Annotated in this window: 15 protein-coding genes; 5 read left to right on the top strand and 10 right to left on the bottom strand. The window is 40.3% G+C overall.

The annotated features are described in order from the left end of the window. Position 1: 1 nt before the first annotated feature. From rplD to rpsL, 6 genes are all read right to left on the bottom strand, one after another. On the bottom strand, positions 2-631 hold the full coding sequence (rplD, locus tag QSE00_RS17760) for a 50S ribosomal protein L4 (protein ID WP_110357446.1): 630 nt from the start codon (positions 629-631) through the stop codon (positions 2-4). Next, positions 631-1,251 (bottom strand): 50S ribosomal protein L3, encoded by a 621-nt coding sequence (gene rplC, locus QSE00_RS17755; protein WP_286106947.1) that lies wholly within the window; start codon positions 1,249-1,251, stop codon positions 631-633. The genes rplD and rplC overlap by 1 nt, the downstream gene beginning before the upstream one ends. A gap of 160 nt (positions 1,252-1,411) precedes the next feature. After that, positions 1,412-1,717: a 30S ribosomal protein S10 gene (rpsJ, locus tag QSE00_RS17750; RefSeq protein ID WP_010230113.1), complete on the bottom strand. Its 306-nt coding sequence runs from the start codon at positions 1,715-1,717 to the stop codon at positions 1,412-1,414. Between the two features lie 11 nt (positions 1,718-1,728). Beyond that, the gene (gene fusA / locus QSE00_RS17745) at positions 1,729-3,861 is read right to left on the bottom strand and encodes an elongation factor G (RefSeq protein ID WP_110357448.1); all 2,133 of its coding nucleotides are present in this window, start codon (positions 3,859-3,861) and stop codon (positions 1,729-1,731) included. A 9-nt stretch (positions 3,862-3,870) separates the two neighbouring features. Next, complete coding sequence (gene rpsG, locus QSE00_RS17740; RefSeq protein WP_072865355.1) at positions 3,871-4,347, bottom strand: 30S ribosomal protein S7; 477 nt, start codon at positions 4,345-4,347, stop codon at positions 3,871-3,873. A gap of 78 nt (positions 4,348-4,425) precedes the next feature. Next, positions 4,426-4,800 (bottom strand): 30S ribosomal protein S12, encoded by a 375-nt coding sequence (gene rpsL / locus QSE00_RS17735; protein ID WP_031445118.1) that lies wholly within the window; start codon positions 4,798-4,800, stop codon positions 4,426-4,428. A gap of 573 nt (positions 4,801-5,373) precedes the next feature. Here rpsL and QSE00_RS17730 point away from each other — a divergent pair. The 4 genes from QSE00_RS17730 to rlmB all read left to right on the top strand — a co-directional run bounded on the left by QSE00_RS17730 (position 5,374) and on the right by rlmB (position 11,964). Further along, complete coding sequence (locus QSE00_RS17730; protein WP_110357449.1) at positions 5,374-8,535, top strand: SusC/RagA family TonB-linked outer membrane protein; 3,162 nt, start codon at positions 5,374-5,376, stop codon at positions 8,533-8,535. A gap of 11 nt (positions 8,536-8,546) precedes the next feature. After that, positions 8,547-10,247, top strand: coding sequence for a SusD/RagB family nutrient-binding outer membrane lipoprotein (locus tag QSE00_RS17725; protein ID WP_286106946.1), 1,701 nt, complete (start codon positions 8,547-8,549; stop codon positions 10,245-10,247). Between the two features lie 17 nt (positions 10,248-10,264). Continuing rightward, entirely contained in the window at positions 10,265-11,155 is an 891-nt protein-coding gene (locus tag QSE00_RS17720) for a hypothetical protein (protein WP_110357451.1), read from the top strand. Between the two features lie 68 nt (positions 11,156-11,223). Further along, positions 11,224-11,964, top strand: a complete 741-nt coding sequence (gene rlmB / locus QSE00_RS17715) for a 23S rRNA (guanosine(2251)-2'-O)-methyltransferase RlmB (protein ID WP_110357452.1) — start codon at positions 11,224-11,226, stop codon at positions 11,962-11,964. Positions 11,965-12,066: 102 nt separating this feature from the next. Here rlmB and QSE00_RS17710 read toward each other — a convergent pair whose 3' ends face one another. Further along, the gene (locus QSE00_RS17710) at positions 12,067-12,807 is read right to left on the bottom strand and encodes a rhomboid family intramembrane serine protease (RefSeq protein ID WP_110357453.1); all 741 of its coding nucleotides are present in this window, start codon (positions 12,805-12,807) and stop codon (positions 12,067-12,069) included. A 430-nt stretch (positions 12,808-13,237) separates the two neighbouring features. On the opposite strand from QSE00_RS17710, the gene QSE00_RS17705 reads away from it, so the two are divergent. Continuing rightward, positions 13,238-14,515 (top strand): replication-associated recombination protein A, encoded by a 1,278-nt coding sequence (locus tag QSE00_RS17705; RefSeq protein WP_110357509.1) that lies wholly within the window; start codon positions 13,238-13,240, stop codon positions 14,513-14,515. A 101-nt stretch (positions 14,516-14,616) separates the two neighbouring features. Here the strand turns inward: QSE00_RS17705 and QSE00_RS17700 are convergent, their stop codons facing one another. From QSE00_RS17700 to QSE00_RS17690, 3 genes are all read right to left on the bottom strand, one after another. Continuing rightward, on the bottom strand, positions 14,617-15,492 hold the full coding sequence (locus tag QSE00_RS17700) for a hypothetical protein (protein ID WP_286106945.1): 876 nt from the start codon (positions 15,490-15,492) through the stop codon (positions 14,617-14,619). A gap of 238 nt (positions 15,493-15,730) precedes the next feature. Then, a complete protein-coding gene (locus QSE00_RS17695) occupies positions 15,731-17,167 on the bottom strand; it encodes a DUF5723 family protein (protein WP_286106944.1) in 1,437 nt (478 codons plus the stop codon). Next, entirely contained in the window at positions 17,164-17,700 is a 537-nt protein-coding gene (locus tag QSE00_RS17690) for a hypothetical protein (RefSeq protein ID WP_110357456.1), read from the bottom strand. The genes QSE00_RS17695 and QSE00_RS17690 overlap by 4 nt, the downstream gene beginning before the upstream one ends. Positions 17,701-17,711: the final 11 nt, after the last annotated feature.

Genomic DNA, 17,711 nt, shown 5'->3' with positions numbered 1-17,711 from the left:
CTTATTTTATTAAGTTCGATTCGATTCCTTCCAAAGAACCTTCCAACAACACTAGATTGTTAGCATTTAATATTTTGTAAGTGCTTAATTCTGAGTTAGTTATAACCTCAGAACGCTCTAAATTGCGTGAGGACAAATATACGTTATTATTTGAATCACCCAACACAATTAAGGATTTTTTATTCTCCAAGCCCAAAGACTTCAAAAATTGCTTAAAATCCTTCGTTTTTGGGGTTTCAAAATTAAAGTCCTCAACCACCATTATAGCATTGTCTTTCGACTTCAATGTCAAGGCAGACCTTCTGGCCAAACGCTTCACATTTTTGTTTAATTTTTGCTTATAATCCCTTGGTCTTGGCCCAAAAATACGTCCACCTCCTCTAAACACCGGAGATTTGATACTACCCGCACGAGCGGTACCAGTTCCCTTTTGTTTTTTGATCTTTCTTGTACTACCTGCTATTTCGGCACGCTCCTTGGATTTGTGCGTACCCTGTCTTTGGTGTGCCAAATACTGCTTAACATCCAAATAAACAGCATGATTGTTTGGTTCTATTGCGAATACAGCGTCCGAAAGCTCAACCTTTCTACCTGTTTCTTTTCCCTTTATATCTAAAACTGCTACCTTCATTACTTCTCAATAGTTACGTAAGCGTTCTTATGACCAGGAACACAACCTTTTACTACTATAAGGTTCTTTTCTGGAACAATTTTTAATACTCTCAAGTTCTGAACGGTAACCCTATCAGTTCCCATTCTACCGGCCATTTTCATTCCTTTAAAAACTCTTGCAGGATATGAAGCGGCACCAATGGAACCTGGAGCCCTTAACCTATTGTGCTGACCGTGGGTTGATTGACCAACACCGCCGAAGCCGTGTCTTTTAACAACTCCCTGAAAACCTTTACCCTTAGAGGTACCGATTACATCAACAAATTCTCCTTCCACAAAAAGATCAACTCCAAGAGTATCCCCTAATTTGTGCGCACCTTCTTCAAAATACCTGAATTCCATGACTTTTTTCTTAGGAGAAGCTCCTGCTTTTTTAAAGTGGCCAGTAGCCGCTTTATTAGCACGTTTTTCTGCCTTGTCATCGAAACCAAGCTGAAGGGCATTGTACCCGTCCACCTCTTCGGTTCTGACTTGGGTAACTACGCATGGTCCAGCTTCGATTACTGTACATGGAATGTTCTTTCCATTTTCATCGAAAATGCTGGTCATACCTATTTTTCTACCTATTAACCCAGACATATTTATAATTGATTATTAATTAATTACTATTTAACTTATCGACAAAAAAACAGGGTCAAAAAAATAATTCAACCCTGAATATATTTTTTTCCGTTTTTCCCTCGCGAAACGCTCAGGACATGTCTTTCATAATTTCAAATTATGAATTCCGAAATCAGAACTATACCTTGATCTCTACCTCAACACCACTAGGAAGTTCCAACTTCATTAGCGCATCAATGGTCTTTGATGAAGAGCTGTATATATCCAAAAGCCTTTTATAAGAACTCAATTGGAACTGCTCCCTTGCTTTCTTATTTACGTGCGGTGAACGCAAAACCGTAAATATTTTCTTATGGGTTGGCAAAGGAATTGGTCCAGTTACCACCGCACCTGTAGTCTTTACCGTTTTTACGATCTTCTCAGCAGATTTATCTACCAAGTTATGGTCGTACGACTTTAATTTTATTCTAATTTTCTGACTCATCTTAGTACGATTTAAGCTGTTAATCCTTTTGCTTTCTTAATCACCTCTTCCGAAATATTGGATGGGGTTTCAGCGTAATGTGAAAATTCCATTGTAGAAGTTGCCCTACCGGATGACAAAGTCCTTAAAGAAGTTACATATCCAAACATCTCGGACAATGGCACTTCACCTTTGATAACCTTGGCACCTGCCCTGTCGTCCATATTGGTCACTGTTCCCCTTCTACGGTTCAAGTCACCCACTATATCACCCATGTTTTCCTCAGGAGTCAAAACTTCCAATTTCATGATAGGCTCCATAATGACAGCTCCAGCAGCTTTTCCAGCAGCTTTATAACCCATTTTTGCAGCCAATTCAAAAGATAGTGCATCAGAATCCACAGGGTGGAAAGATCCATCCTTAAGAACCACTTTCATTCTATCCATTTCATAACCGGCCAATGGTCCATTCTTCATAGCGGTTTTAAATCCTTTTTCAACAGGACCGATAAATTCTTTTGGTATACGTCCACCTTTGATTTCATCAACAAACTGTAAACCAGTTCCAACAAAATCCTCATCAGCAGGTCCCATCTCGAAGACAATATCCCCAAATTTACCACGACCACCAGATTGTTTTTTATAGACTTCCCTATGGGCAGCCATCTTGGTCAACGCCTCCTTGTATTCAACCTGAGGCTCACCTTGACTTACTTCAACCTTAAACTCACGTCTTAAACGGTCAACAATAATATCCAAGTGAAGCTCACCCATTCCGGAAATAATAGTCTGTCCGGAAGCTTCATCGGTTTTCACCTGGAACGTTGGATCCTCTTCGGCCAATTTAGCCAAAGCCATTCCCAACTTATCAACATCTGCCTTTGTCTTGGGCTCCACCGCAATACCGATTACAGGATCAGGGAAGTTCATACTCTCCAAAACAATTGGGTGTTTTTCATCGGACAGGGTATCCCCGGTCTTGATATCCTTAAACCCAACAGCTGCACCTATATCCCCAGCTTCTATATATTCAACCGCATTCTGCTTATTGGCATGCATTTGGTAAATTCTAGAAATACGTTCTTTGTTTCCAGAACGATTGTTCAAGACATAAGATCCTGCATCCAATCTACCTGAATACGCCCTAAAGAATGCCAAACGACCTACAAATGGATCGGTTGCAATCTTAAATGCCAAGGCAGCAAATGGCTCCTTAACACTTGGTTTCCTAGACTCGGGCTTTTCTGTATCAGGGTTGGTACCCACAATAGCATCCTTGTCCAAAGGCGATGGCAAATAGCGACATACAGCATCCAACAAAAACTGAACCCCTTTGTTTTTAAAGGAAGAACCACAGATCATAGGTATGATACTCATATCCATAACAGCAGCCCTTAAAGCAGCATGTACTTCATCTTCGGTAATGGAATCTTCGTCTTCGAAGAATTTTTCCATTAAAGTTTCATCATATTCGGCAACAGCCTCTATCAAGGCAGCCCTATATTCCTTAACCTCATCTTTCATGTCGGCCGGAATATCCACTACATCAAAGGTACCTCCAAAGTTGTCCTCATGCCATACAATAGCACGGTTTTTAACCAAGTCGACCACCCCTCTAAAATCAGCTTCATCACCAATAGGCAACACAATAGGCACCGCATTGGATTTCAACATCTCCCTAACCTGCTTGCACACGTTAAGAAAGTTGGACCCCTGACGGTCCATTTTGTTTACAAAGCCCATTCTTGGCACTTTGTAGTTATCGGCCAATCTCCAGTTAGTTTCGGATTGGGGCTCAACACCATCAACCGCACTAAATAAGAATACCAGGCCATCCAAGACTCTTAGGGAACGGTTTACCTCCACGGTAAAATCAACGTGTCCCGGAGTATCTATAATATTAAAGTGATAAGGTTTGGTCTCATCTATAACGGCCCCATTTTTCATAGGAAAATTCCACTCGCAGGTAGTAGCAGCGGAAGTAATGGTAATACCCCTTTCCTGCTCCTGCTCCATCCAGTCCATCGTAGCCGCACCATCGTGCACCTCACCTATTTTATGACTAACTCCCGTATAGAACAAAATCCTTTCGGTAGTAGTTGTTTTTCCAGCATCAATATGCGCTGCAATTCCAATGTTTCTTGTATATTTTAAATCTCTTGCCATTTCTGCTTATTAAAATCTAAAGTGTGAGAATGCCTTATTGGCCTCGGCCATCTTATGAGTATCCACTCTCTTCTTAACAGCAGCACCTTCCTCTTTTGATGCAGCCAATATTTCCCCTGCCAATTTTTGCGACATAGCCTTTTCATTTCTCTTACGGGAATAACTAATAAGCCACTTCATAGCGGTTGAAATTTTTCGATCCGGTCTGATCTGCATAGGAATCTGAAAAGTAGCTCCACCTACCCTTCTACTTCTTACCTCAACATGAGGCATCACATTGGACAATGCATCCTTCCATAGTTCCAATGCCGTTTTTTCTTCGTCTGTCTTTTTCTCTTCTACGATATCAATAGCATCGTAAAAAACTTTAAAGGCTACCGACTTCTTACCATCCCACATCATCATGTTAACAAAACGGGTCACCAACTGGTCATTAAACCTTGGATCTGGTAAAAGTGGTCTCTTTTTTGCCTGCTTTTTTCTCATTTCTTCTTTTTGAGTTAATGGTCAATAGCCATATATAAAAAGTACTTACTACTTTAATATGCAGCTTTTAACAAATTTTTACTTCTTAGGGCGTTTTGCTCCGTATTTAGATCTACGTTGTGTCCTTCCAGCAACACCTGCTGTATCCAAGGCACCTCTAACGATATGATACCTAACTCCCGGTAAATCCTTTACCCTTCCGCCCCTTACTAATACTATCGAGTGCTCTTGCAAATTGTGACCCTCACCTGGTATATAAGCGTTAACTTCCTTCCCGTTGGTCAACCTAACCCTTGCAACTTTTCGCATTGCAGAGTTTGGTTTCTTAGGAGTGGTAGTATAAACACGTGTACATACACCTCTTCTTTGAGGACACGAATCTAAAGCAGCCGATTTACTCTTCTTAGTAATCGTGACTCTTCCTTTTCGTACTAATTGTGAAATTGTTGGCATACTATTTTTGTATAATAATAACTTAACCCCTCTTTTAAGGGCTGGCAAATGTAGTAATTATTCACAATAATTCAAACCCTGTGCAATTTATTTTTTATATTTTTTGTCTGCAAGATATTCAGTAGCCTAGATTTAGATCCAAATGCCCTTTAAAATAAAGTTTCAAAACAACAAAAGGTGAAAAACGGGGATGGCGGAATTTGAATCAAAATAGGTCAAGGACAAAGATTGAACACCATAAAAAAAGGGTTGTAAATTGACAAATCCTCAGCTTAAACGATTAATCCTATAAGATAAATCAATCAAAACCCCATATATCACCTAATAATTGTGATTATTGCGAATTTGTCAACAAATTATCGTTTTTTTTGAAAAAAATTCCTACAATAAAGTCAGACAGTTGTTTTAAATGTAAAAATGCCACTCATATATGTGTTAAAAATGTAACATTAGGACCTTACAGAGCCTTTTTTAACAATATTTTCTTATGCATGCATAAGAAAATGGTCCCAAAACTTGTTTTATTAACAAGGAATTAAGATTTTTGCAGCTGCTAATTCAAATAAACATAAAATGAAAACAAAGTTAAGTGGAATCCTAACGCTGTTTCTAGCGTTGATTGTGCAATTATCCTTTGCGCAAGAAAAAACGATTTCCGGTACGGTAACGGACCAAGACGGTCTGCCACTACCTGGTGTGAACATCTTAGTAGAGGGTACAACAACAGGAACACAATCCGATTTCGATGGACTTTATTCCATCAAGGCCAACGTAGGACAAGTCCTTGTATACTCCTATATAGGGCAGCGAAATGTTAGAATGACCATAGGAGCCAGCAATACCATCGACGTCCAAATGGAAGAAGATGCACAGGCGTTGGAAGAGGTTGTGGTTACAGCATTCGGAATTAAAAGAAAACCCAAATCTTTAGGGTATTCGGTGGCATCCGTAAAATCGGATGAAATAACAGAGAATTCCGAACCAGACCTTATACGTTCCCTTAACGGTAAGGTTCCTGGAGTAGACGTCAACGTCTCAACGGGGGTTGCCGGGGCTGCCAACAAAATTAATATTCGTGGAACAACTTCATTTCAAGGGGGGAACCAACCGTTATTTGTTGTAGATGGTACTCCTTATAGTAATGACGAATTGGAAACCTCCGATCAGGTTATTGATAGTGGTGGTAGTTACGAATCAGGGATATCCTCTTTGGACCCAAATGACATTGCCAATGTTGAAGTATTAAAAGGAGCAGTTGCAGCCGCGCTTTATGGTTCCAGAGCCGTTAACGGGGTTATTGTTATCACCACTAAATCAGGTCAGTCGGGCGGGTTTTCAAATAAGAAATTTGAAGTCTCCCTGAATAGCGGGCTTTATTTTGAAAAAATAGCCAACCTTCCAGAATACCAAAATACCTACGGTAACGGAACCAACTTCAATTACAATAATGCCAACGGTTCTTGGGGTGCAAGATTCGATTCTCTTGAAACCATCCCTACTTGGGGGCCACTATTGGATGCTTTCCCAGATTTATTTGGACCTACGGTTCCCTATGTAGCACAACCTAACAATGTTAAGGATTTGTTCAGGACAGGTATTGTACGGGATAATTCGGTCAACATTAGTACGGCCAATGAAAATTCCAATTTTAGCCTAACCCTTTCCAATCTTGATCAAGAAGGGTATATTCCTTATAATACATATAAAAGGACCAATATTTCCACAGGAGGTAATTTTAAACTGGAAAATGGTCTAAGGATCGGAGCCAATTTAAGTTATTCAGATAGTGAACAAGTAGGTGCTTTCTTTGGTGAAAATCAATATGCCGGAGCCGCTTCCTCCTTTGCAAGAACAATGGTACTGGGAAGGACATGGGATTTCAACTTACCTTATGAGCACCCGGTAACTGGCGCACCTGTAGTTCCAAATGGAGGTTATGACCACCCTTTATGGTCATGGAAACACAACCAGATAATAAGTAGTGTCAACAGAACTGTGGCCAATGTGAATTTTTCATATGATTTTAACGACCACATAAATGCCAGATATCAATTAGGTATTAACAAATATAATTTGGGAAGGGTAGAAATCACTGATAAAGGTTCTAGGGCAGCCGCTGGCATAGGCCAAGTAAGAACCCAAGATTACGACAGTGAAGAAATTGAATCTACCTTCTTGTTAACCTTTAATTATGATTTGGCCCAAGATTTGAACCTAAATCTAATGGTAGGGAACAACGTAAACCAAAAATCTACCCACGACGTTGGTTATACTGGTACCGGCCTTATTGCGGATGACATATTTACCATTAAAAATACCGCCAATGTCACAGCCGATTTTAACGATACTACGAGAAAACGGATAGTTGGTGTATTTGGTGATATGGGCTTAAACTATAAGGACTATTTATTCTTAAATGCCACCGCAAGAAATGACTGGTCCTCAACATTACCAAAAAATGGCAATAGTTTCCTATATCCTTCCGTATCCACATCCTTTATTTTTACGGATGCCTTGGGCATAAGTGGCGATATAATGAACTATGGTAAAATTAGAGGGGGATGGGCCAACGTTGGCCGTGACGCCGATGCTTATCAAATCAATAAAGTGTATGGCTTAGGCGATGTATATGCCGGACAACCCGTTGTCTTTGTACCCACCACTTTAGGGAATCCGGATTTGGTTCCCGAAAACACCGAGGAATTTGAAATTGGAGCTGATCTAGAGTTTTTCAACAGACGTGTTATGGTCGATTTCACCTGGTACCAGAAGACGACGACCGATTTGATTTCCAAAGTAAATGTTCCAACCTCTACCGGTTATTCCTCATTCCTTACCAACATAGGTGAAATGGAAAACAAAGGGGTCGAGATTGGATTGACACTGATCCCGGTTAGAACCGATAACTTTAGTTGGACATCCTTTACGTCATTTACCAAAAACACAAATGAAGTTAAAGAATTGATTGACGGATTGGAAAGGTTTCCTATTGATGTTAACCAGATTGCCTATGTTCAAAAAGGACAGCCATTTGGTGTTTTCTACGGAACGGCATTTGCCCGGGATGATGAAGGAAATTATTTAATAGAAGAAGGTGGCGGCGGTATTTTACAAGCCACATCGGATGCGGTCATAGGAGACCCGACCCCCGATTTTAAAATTGGGTTTACCAACACCTTTAAATATAAAACCTTAAGCCTGAGAGCTCAGGTTGACTGGAAAGAAGGAGGGGATTTTTCCTCATCGGGCCTAGAGGCATTATTAGGTAGAGGGGTAACCAAGGATACCGAAGACAGGGAGCGTACTTTTATAATACCTGGAGTATATGGTAATCCAACGACCGGTGAACCTATTCTGGATGGTTCTGGAAACAAAATTCCAAATACCACACAAATAACTATGAACAACCTATATTTCTCACCTACTACCAATAGTAACACTTTTGGTATTAATACAGTGGATGAGGGCAACATCTATGACGGTACCGTTTATAGGTTAAGAGAGCTTTCCTTGGCATACGAGCTGCCGAAAAAGTTTCTTGAAAAAACATTTATCGGCTCTTTGTCCATCGCCCTAATCGGGAATAATCTATGGTATTTCGCACCCAACGTGCCTAAGTATACCAATTATGACCCTGACGTAAATGCCTATGGAGCATCCAACCTACAAGGCATTGAAACTCAATCTGCACCAAGTTCCAAAAGATATGGTTTTAAGATTAATGTAACATTTTAATAAAAAAAACTATGAAAAATATATATAAAATAAATCTGAAAAGCCGATCAATGTTCGCTGCAGCATTGTTGTCCTTACTTTTCTACAATTGTAGCGACTATTTGGATGTGAATACAGATCCCAATAATCCTACGGTGGCACCCTTGGATCAGTTATTGACCAATATTGAAACTAATTTTAACGATATCACGGAATTTGAACTTTATTCGGCAGAAATTCTATCTGCCTATGTTCACCAATTTACGTTCCGTGAAGAACAGGATCAATACGGAACAAGGCAGGATAATTCCAACATACAGAATTCATGGGACAATGCCTATTCCGTTTTTGGCGAAACAGACATCATCATTAACCAAGGGACCGAGGAAAACGAAATGATCATGGTTGGTATGGCGAAAATCCTTAAAGCCTATACTGCAACCATCATTGTGAATATATGGGGTGATGCACCCTTTACGGAAGCTGCCCAATTGGCAGGTGGGATGGTGAGTCCCGTATTCGACGATCAACAGGACATTTACCAAAATGCCCTTACATTGATAGATGAAGGTATAGCCAATATCAATAGTGGTCAAGGTGTAAATCCTGGTACCCAAGATCTTTTTTATGGAGGTAGTATTGCACAATGGACCAGGTTTGCAAATACACTTAAACTAAAGCTTTATAATGAGATTAGATTATCTAGCTTGTTTGATGCAGGCAAACTGAGCACCCTGGTTGCCTCCGATAATTTTATGTCCGGAATTGCTGATGATTTTGAATATCCCTATTCAACAACACAATCCCCTTCTGACGAAAGAAATCCCCTATATACAGATTCATATTTGACCGGACAGGCTACACATTATGCCAGTCCCTGGTTTTATGAGATCTTACAAGGTTGGAACCCCAACATTCACAATGGTGTGGCCGATCCTAGATTACCCTACTATTTCTTTAATCAATTAACCCCTGGAGAATTGCCTCCAGATGTTGGAGATCCTACAACAGGAGATCCAAAGGCCGATTATTGGGATAGAAATACAGGATTCCATACTATTAGATTTGGTAGTGTAAGTGCCAATAGGGATTTTGCTTCCAGAAATTCTTCGACCTATCCAGGAATCTATCCTGCAGGGGGAAAATACGACGATGGTCAAGGTGGAGCCGCCGATACCAATGCAGGGACAGGTGCTGCTCCCCACAGAATACTGACATATCATGAATTTCTGTTTATTCAGGCCGAATTAATACAGGCAAATTTAATCCCTGGGGATGCCAAGGCCAAATTGGAAGAAGCCATCACCGCTGCTTTTGCAAAGGTAGATCAGGTAGTCAGCAATTCCGGAACAAGCCAAACCGTACCAAAACTGATTGGATCCACCGCTGTAACCGATTTTATTGATGGGATCTTGGCCGAATTTGACGCTGCCTCCGATACCAAGAAAATGGAAATCATTATGACCCAAAAATGGGTGTCGACTTTTGGCGACCCCTTTGACCAATACAATGATTATCGAAGAACCGGATTCCCTGTATTGGCAAATCCCGTAGGGCCCTCTCCTGAATACCAATTGGACAATGGAGATGATTGGCCATTGCTTGACAGTGAGACAACCCTATCAAGACCGTTCCAGCTTTCCTTATTCTGGCCACAAGCTGAATTGAACGTTAATGAAAATGCACCTACCCAGAAAGATGCAACTACGTACAAAATATTTTGGGACAATTAATACATAAAATTCACAACATGAAAAACATATATATATTAAGCCTATTTTTAGCCCTATTTGTGCTAAATACGTCCTGCGATGATGACGGAGGTACTTCGGCTATCGACACCTCTTATGGGGCTTTGCCCGATTTGAAGCTGGCAGACGGTAGTCCTGAATTTATTGTCAACACTACTTTTCCTACCCTGGAATTAAAATTTCAAGTAGATTTGAGTGTAGGCGAACCTCAGTCCTATGATTTAAAAGCGCTTTACAAAACTGTTGATGGCGACATTTATGGACCAGTGACAATAGATGCCAATGTAACAACTTTTCCCAAGGATTATGTAATTACCGGTTCAGAAGTTATAAGTGCATTTTCCGAAATTAGTTCATCTTCAGATATGAATGCCGGGGACAATATATTGTTCTACCCAGTTTTTACCATGGAGGATGGCACCGTATTGGAAATCCTAAATAAAGAAGGTCAGCCTAATTACTATGCACCGGATTTCAACGCAGTGGAAAATAATGCTTATACCTATTTTTTAGCTTATCCTGTAACTTGTGCTCCCCAACCAGGTGTATACCGAATTGACATGCACGATATTTTCGATGATGGATGGCAGACAAATGACGGAAATGGCGGAAATGGACTACAATTAATCTTGGATGGCGAGATTGTAGCTGAAGTAGGATTGTGCAATCCTTATGTAGACAGTCCTTTCGAATGTGTAGGCGATTATAGTAATGGCACCGCCACTGTAACTATCCCGGAAGGTACGGAGGTGGCCGTATGGCAATTTCCAGGCGACCAATATGATGAAATAAGCTTTGAAATTTATGGGCCAAATGATGAGCTCCTGTTAGAATCAGGGGTTGGCGAATCTGCTGGAGGCCCCTTAACGGTAATTCTTTGTGCCGAATAAGTTGGCAACCATAATTTACTTGTAAAAACCACCCTGAAAAGGGTGGTTTTTTTATTTACCTTTACCCCATGAAGAACACAGAACAAATCTATGGCATCAGGGCTGTAATTGAAGCCATAAAATCCAATGAACCCATAGACAAGGTTTTTATCCAAAAAGGCCTTAAGGGCGATCTTTCCAGGGATATGGAAACGCTGATCCGCAAAAACGGTATTAGCTCTTCCTATGTCCCCATTGAAAAACTGAACAGGCTTACAAAGAGTAACCATCAGGGTGTTGTTGCCAATATATCCCCAATCACCTTTTTAACCGTGGAAGAATTGGTTGAAAAAACATTGGAAACCAAGACAACTCCCCTTTTCCTATTACTGGACCAACTTTCGGATGTGCGTAACTTTGGCGCTATCATAAGAACGGCCGAATGTACCGGAGTAGACGGAATCATAATCCAAAAAAAAGGAGCTGCACCCGTAACCGCAGATACCATTAAAACCTCTGCAGGTGCTGCTTTTCGAGTGCCAATCGCCAAAATAGACCACATAAAGGATGCCGTATTCTATTTACAGGCTTCAGGAATAAAGGTAATTGCCGCAACCGAGAAAACGGATAACACCATATACGAAGTTTCCTTTAAGGAACCGTGCGGCATAATCATGGGATCCGAAGATGTGGGCATCTCCCCATCCATTCTAAAGGCTGCGGACCATATGGCAAAGCTTCCCCTACTTGGGGAAATTGGATCCCTCAATGTTTCAGTTGCCTGTGGAGTCTTCCTGTACGAAGCGGTAAGGCAGCGACAGGAATTATAGGATAACTACCCATTAATCGATAACATTTAAATTGCAATTATTCCATAGGAGTCGAGCCTTGGTACATCAATTCCTTTACAGGCAGGAAGTGTTAGGGTTTGCCTAATTTTCTTCTGTCCCTTCCCCTGAGTCCTTTTTGAAATGATATTTAACAATTACATCATCTTCTTGGCTAGGGGGCCTGCTCTCTATAAAATTCCCGTGTTCGTCAAAATGTTTTAGAAATTCATCTTCTTCCTCGTCATAATCCTCCTTTTCCCAATCATATTTTTTTAATTTGGGCAGAGGAGCCTTCATGACAAATGCCAAAAATATACCTGTGACAAATCCACCTAAATGCCCCTCCCAGGAAATACCGTCCTCCACTGGAAAAATGTACCACAACAAACTACCATAGATAAAGACCACCATCAAGGATAATGCTACCAAGCGGTAATGCTTGGAAATAATTCCTTTAAAAAAAATAAAACTCACCAATACATAGATCAATCCACTGGCACCAATATGGTGGGATGGCCTTCCTATGAGCCAGGTTATAGCCCCGGATAACAGAATTCCCCACAACAATACCCTAAAGGCTATATTCCTATAAAAATATGCAAGGGATGCCGTAAGTATGGCAATTGGAATGGTATTGTTATAGAGATGTTCCACAGACGAATGTATAAACGGACTCAAGACAATACCCCTTAATCCCTTTAAGGTTCGTGGATAAACACCGTAATCGTTAAAATTGACCTGAAACCGGATTTCAAACCAATAAACGGTCCAAATAGAGAGTACCGCCAGCAATGGAAGTATTATTACCCAATTGGAGAATTTAAAATAGTTGCTTTCTGTCATTCCTGAATTATAAAAATTAATTAAATGGCCCTGTTGATCCTCATCAAGACCTAAACCTAGTTTGCGGTACCCTTCTCAAGACGGGTACCTTTTTGATGCTTCATTTAAACCTTTACAAAATCGGAGGCTTTTGGCACTTATGTTCAACTTAGCAAAACGAAAAATAACCAACACCAAAACTTTACAAAAATGACCCCCTTTACCCATTACAAAATACTTAAAGCTACATTTAGTTGGCCTTTAAAGAGGATTTTTTTTGTACTGTGTTCCAATTACCCTCATTAGCGGAAATATAAAACTTTATTCAATAGTCTGGCCAAGAATCCATTTTCGGTAAAAATGTCATTCCTGTATTTCTTCCACTAAAAATTCTCTTTTTAAAGTCACGAAAGGAAACCTCCTTATGCCAACTTTGTTTTATTTTTACATTATGAACGAGCCACTAGCAGAGCGGGTACGCCCCAAAACCTTGGAAGATTATATAAGCCAGAATCATTTGGTAGGCGAAAATGGATCATTGACCCATCAAATTAAGAAAGGGATTTTGCCTTCCTTGATTCTTTGGGGCCCTCCCGGTACAGGTAAAACAACCTTGGCCAATATTATAGCCGTTACAAGTGGACGACCTTTTTACACTCTAAGTGCCATTAGTAGTGGTGTTAAGGATATACGGGAAGTCATAGAAAAGGCCAAACAAAGTGGGGGTTTGTTCACCACCAAAAACCCAATACTCTTTATTGATGAAATTCATCGCTTTAGCAAATCGCAGCAGGATTCCTTGTTAGGGGCCGTTGAAAAGGGATGGGTGACCCTCATCGGTGCCACAACCGAAAACCCCAGCTTCGAGGTCATTCCCGCCCTTCTATCCCGATGCCAGGTATACATTCTAAACCCTTTTGGCAAAGAAGATCTTATAGCCATGCTCCATAGGGCCATGGCAGAGGACAAATATTTAAAATCAAAAAAAATTAAACTCAAGGAAACAGAGGCCCTACTTCGACTCTCTGGTGGTGATGGCAGAAAATTGCTCAATATATTTGAGCTGATCATCAATTCCGAAGAAACGGATATCGTTACCATTACAGACGATCTTGTTTTGAGTAAGATCCAAAAAAATACAGTCCTGTACGATAAAACCGGAGAGCAACACTACGACATTATCTCTGCTTTTATAAAATCGATTAGGGGAAGCGACCCCAATGCCGCGGTTTATTGGTTGGCCAGAATGATAGAAGGCGGAGAGGATGTAAAATTTATTGCACGGCGCCTACTTATCCTAGCCTCCGAAGATATTGGAAATGCCAACCCTACAGCCTTGGTGATGGCAAATACAACCTTTCAGGCCGTTACTACCATAGGATATCCAGAAGCCAGGATCATATTGAGTCAGTGTGTCATTTATTTGGCCACGTCACCAAAGAGCAATGCAAGCTATATGGCCATAAATAAGGCCCAGCAAACAGTTAAACAAACAGGGGATCTATCCGTTCCCTTGGCATTGCGAAATGCGCCCACCAAACTAATGAAAGACTTAGGTTACGGGGAGGATTATAAATATGCCCATGACTATGACAATAATTTTATCGCCGAGGAATTTATGCCCAAGGAAGTAGCCAAAACCAGCTTTTACCGCCCTGGCAATAATCAGAGGGAAAATGCCATCAAAGATTTCCTAAAAAAACGGTGGAAAGATAAATACGAACTTTAAACTGGCTCAATCCAACAATGCCCATTTAATCACCAATACCCCCTCACACTCAGCACAGAGCCTATTCGCTGCGCTAACACCATTAAACACAAGAAAGCATCTTAGAATTTAATATTCAGTTCTTGGCCCATTAACTTGTCGCCCTCGTAATATTCAAAGTACCACTTTTCACCTTTTTTCAAAACCACACCATTATGTACTTCTCCTTCGGCAATATAAAAATTGGCCTGGGAGGTAGCATATATTTTTAATGTAATTTTAGGTGTGCTGTCTACCAACTGAAATCCGGTTGCAATGGCCTGTGCATATAATACCCCAACACCATCTGTTTTATAATCTACTTTTGGCAATGCTTTGGCGGGACTAATTTCCGCTTTGGTAATATTGGACTGTACCGGTTCCCTATTTTTATAGGACTGCTCTTCTAAAGTTGCTGTTTGTTGAACTACCGGATTCGGTGTACTTTGTTTTGGCTCCACATTGGATCTCCCTTCAATTCTTTTAACATCATTTTTAAAGCTAACGGCCGGGGCTGCATTATTCCCCGTTGGCTCAAATTTATATCCAATCCCTGATAAAGATTTAAAACATTCCTTTATAGCTTCCGAATAGGCAGATTTGAAGTCTTTCTCCTTACTACTACCTTCCACGGTAGTGTAGATCTCTTTAGACTGACAATCCTTGAGCGTTAAGGTTACTTTGGTGGTGAACATGGACGAATCATCCTTAAGGTTCAAAAGCAGGCCAAGACACCTGTTGGCCAACAGATCTTCGGGCATGTCACTGTCATAAACTGCCGTAAATCCATTTTCCACAAGATTATATTTGATCAAGGTACTGGTCTGATACTGATTCTCATGTTTAAAAGCTTCAAATTTGACCGGAACTATAATGTACTTGTATTTGTTTAATTCGGCTTGTGCCATACCATAAAAGCCACACAATAAGATAAGGGGTAAAAAAAAGTTTTTCATCATTTCAAAATTTCATAGTTAGTGTTGACAATGCCGCCCGGCGCTTTTTGAATTCCATATTCGATAAAATAATAGGTCCATCATCCTTTTGTGATCTATTTACGGGCAAAAAATTATAGACATAAATAATAATGAAAGCAAAAACTAAACCAATACGGCCTTACTCAATAAGAAACTTTAAATAATATTCCTTCTATCGGGGCCTTTAAGCACATAAATGTTGGTTTCAAAAGTTCAACTATTATTTCTTCCCCCAAGATATAATATTTAATCCTAATTGAAAAGAGGAGTAGTGACTATCCGCAAGGTTCTTATAGGCCAATAGGTTGTCTGCCATAACATAGATGTTTAAGGGACCAGCCTGTAGATTAAGTCCCAAACCTATATTGCTCCAGGAAAACTTATCTATTGTGTAGGTCGTTTTTAGTGCCAAAGCCCTTCCAAATCTTCTTAAATAAAAGGCTGTAAGTGCTGCTTGTGGCCCTCTTGGTCTGTTGATTACGTACAGTTGTCCCCCAACACCATTTGCATATTTAGTGTTATCCCTCCTTTTGGAAACCATATAATTACAATCGCAATCCATATTGCCATTGGAGGGTTCCCCCCAATTATAACGTATGGATCCATAGAGTTTGGTAGGCCTAAAATAAATATAGCTCTTATCATTGGTCCCATGAGGAACCAATGCATCCACCTCATCCACTAAATTTTGCCAAAAGTCGTCATTGGAGTTCGAAAATGCATCCGGTAAAATAACTTCTATTCCCTCCACTGTGGCATTGCCCTCTATGGTATAGTTTTTAACATCTGTGGAACTATAAATGAATCCCAAGTCCAATAAACTTCCGGTTATTACAGTCTGCTTGTTAAGTTTATAGGTAAATCCAAGATCTATCCCCAATCCCAAATCCCCTCCAAAAAATAATCTTCTTGTCAATATTCCAGGTAAAAGGGAACTGTCATTGTCCAGGGCGTCCTCAATTTCATTAAGACCGGAGGACCTCAATTCCAAGTCGGCATCAATGGTATTGGCCAAGAGATTGTTTTGTCCCTCATTGGTTACAAAATAGCCTTTGTTTTTAGTAGACGAAAAGTTAAAGGCACTGGAGTATATTTTGGCTCTTCCCCCAAGGGTAAGGGCCCCATCAATTCTTTTGTTTATTCCGAAATGAAAGACATTGAGCATTTCCCCCCGTGTTTTTAAATGTCCGAGGTCAAATTTTCTTCCCAATTGGTCGGCATTGCCCTCAAAGGCCAAGATGGCATAATCTTTAAACCAATAGCCAATGGCATCACCTTCGTTGTAAATCCCAAATGAAAAGAAATTATCTGGATTACGGCCGCGAAAACCTCCATTCAATAATTCAACCTGATAAGTGCCGCTTAGTTCGTCACGGGTATTCATACCATATATAGCCCTTTCCCTGACCTTTACATTAAAATCAACTCCGTCATCAGCAAACAGATCGTTTACCGTTAGCCCACTGCTCCCAGCCTGAAACGAAATCCCGGATACTACTGGGATTCCGGCATACCACTGAAAGTCTGTAGACATTCCGGGATTGATCATTAGCGCTTGGGGAATCTCCGTAAAATCGTACAAAATCTGTTTATTCTGGGCAGTAACAAAAATACAGCCCAAGAACCAGGATAATAAGAGAAGTTTACCTTGCCTCATTTTAAACGAAGTCTGAATTTACCACTGGACCTAAAAATAATCTTAGGGTCCGGGAGGTTGGATACACTATTATTATCTCCTAAATTAAGAACACTGACCTGAATACTGGAAGTATTCTTTATGATTTCAATGCTGCGCCCAGTACCATAGGCCACCTGTAATTGCAAAAGGGACGTTGGAGCCGGATCTATATGAAAATATTGGGTATCAATGGTATTTCCACCTTCATCCAAAAATTCAACCGTGGCCTCCATTTCCTTGCTGGTGGTATTTTCAATTTCGTAAAAAATAAATCCATCCAAAACCCGGTCCGAGAAAGCATCTACACTAAATCCGTCAAAATTAAAATCCTGGGAATAAAAATTCTGTCCGGGAATTTCATTTAACAGTCTTTCGGGTGATTCCAAATACAAAATACTGGCCTCAATCGTAGGAACAATTTCCAAATCATCATATTGGTCGAAGTTTTGCCTTTCTATACAGGAATAGAGTGCAAGCAAAAAAAAAGCGGGAAGCAAAATTTTATTTTTCATACCAAACTTTC

The sequence above is a fragment of the Arenibacter flavimaris genome (genome assembly GCF_030291335.1).
Taxonomy (GTDB): Bacteria; Bacteroidota; Bacteroidia; order Flavobacteriales; family Flavobacteriaceae; genus Arenibacter.
The sequence above is the reverse complement of the archived record's forward strand: the minus strand, read 5'-3'. Positions and strand labels throughout refer to the sequence as shown.

What these genes read in the sequence shown, in the direction of transcription:
- rplC (WP_286106947.1), bottom strand. Translation starts at nt 1,251, where the DNA reads ATGTCTGGGTTAATAGGTAGAAAAATAGGTATGACCAGCATTTTCGAT.
- rplD (WP_110357446.1), bottom strand. Translation starts at nt 631, where the DNA reads ATGAAGGTAGCAGTTTTAGATATAAAGGGAAAAGAAACAGGTAGAAAG.
- rpsJ (WP_010230113.1), bottom strand. Translation starts at nt 1,717, where the DNA reads ATGAGTCAGAAAATTAGAATAAAATTAAAGTCGTACGACCATAACTTG.
- rlmB (WP_110357452.1), top strand. Translation starts at nt 11,224, where the DNA reads ATGAAGAACACAGAACAAATCTATGGCATCAGGGCTGTAATTGAAGCC.
- QSE00_RS17720 (WP_110357451.1), top strand. Translation starts at nt 10,265, where the DNA reads ATGAAAAACATATATATATTAAGCCTATTTTTAGCCCTATTTGTGCTA.
- QSE00_RS17705 (WP_110357509.1), top strand. Translation starts at nt 13,238, where the DNA reads ATGAACGAGCCACTAGCAGAGCGGGTACGCCCCAAAACCTTGGAAGAT.
- QSE00_RS17730 (WP_110357449.1), top strand. Translation starts at nt 5,374, where the DNA reads ATGAAAACAAAGTTAAGTGGAATCCTAACGCTGTTTCTAGCGTTGATT.
- QSE00_RS17710 (WP_110357453.1), bottom strand. Translation starts at nt 12,807, where the DNA reads ATGACAGAAAGCAACTATTTTAAATTCTCCAATTGGGTAATAATACTT.
- QSE00_RS17700 (WP_286106945.1), bottom strand. Translation starts at nt 15,492, where the DNA reads ATGATGAAAAACTTTTTTTTACCCCTTATCTTATTGTGTGGCTTTTAT.
- QSE00_RS17695 (WP_286106944.1), bottom strand. Translation starts at nt 17,167, where the DNA reads ATGAGGCAAGGTAAACTTCTCTTATTATCCTGGTTCTTGGGCTGTATT.
- rpsL (WP_031445118.1), bottom strand. Translation starts at nt 4,800, where the DNA reads ATGCCAACAATTTCACAATTAGTACGAAAAGGAAGAGTCACGATTACT.
- QSE00_RS17725 (WP_286106946.1), top strand. Translation starts at nt 8,547, where the DNA reads ATGAAAAATATATATAAAATAAATCTGAAAAGCCGATCAATGTTCGCT.
- QSE00_RS17690 (WP_110357456.1), bottom strand. Translation starts at nt 17,700, where the DNA reads ATGAAAAATAAAATTTTGCTTCCCGCTTTTTTTTTGCTTGCACTCTAT.
- rpsG (WP_072865355.1), bottom strand. Translation starts at nt 4,347, where the DNA reads ATGAGAAAAAAGCAGGCAAAAAAGAGACCACTTTTACCAGATCCAAGG.
- fusA (WP_110357448.1), bottom strand. Translation starts at nt 3,861, where the DNA reads ATGGCAAGAGATTTAAAATATACAAGAAACATTGGAATTGCAGCGCAT.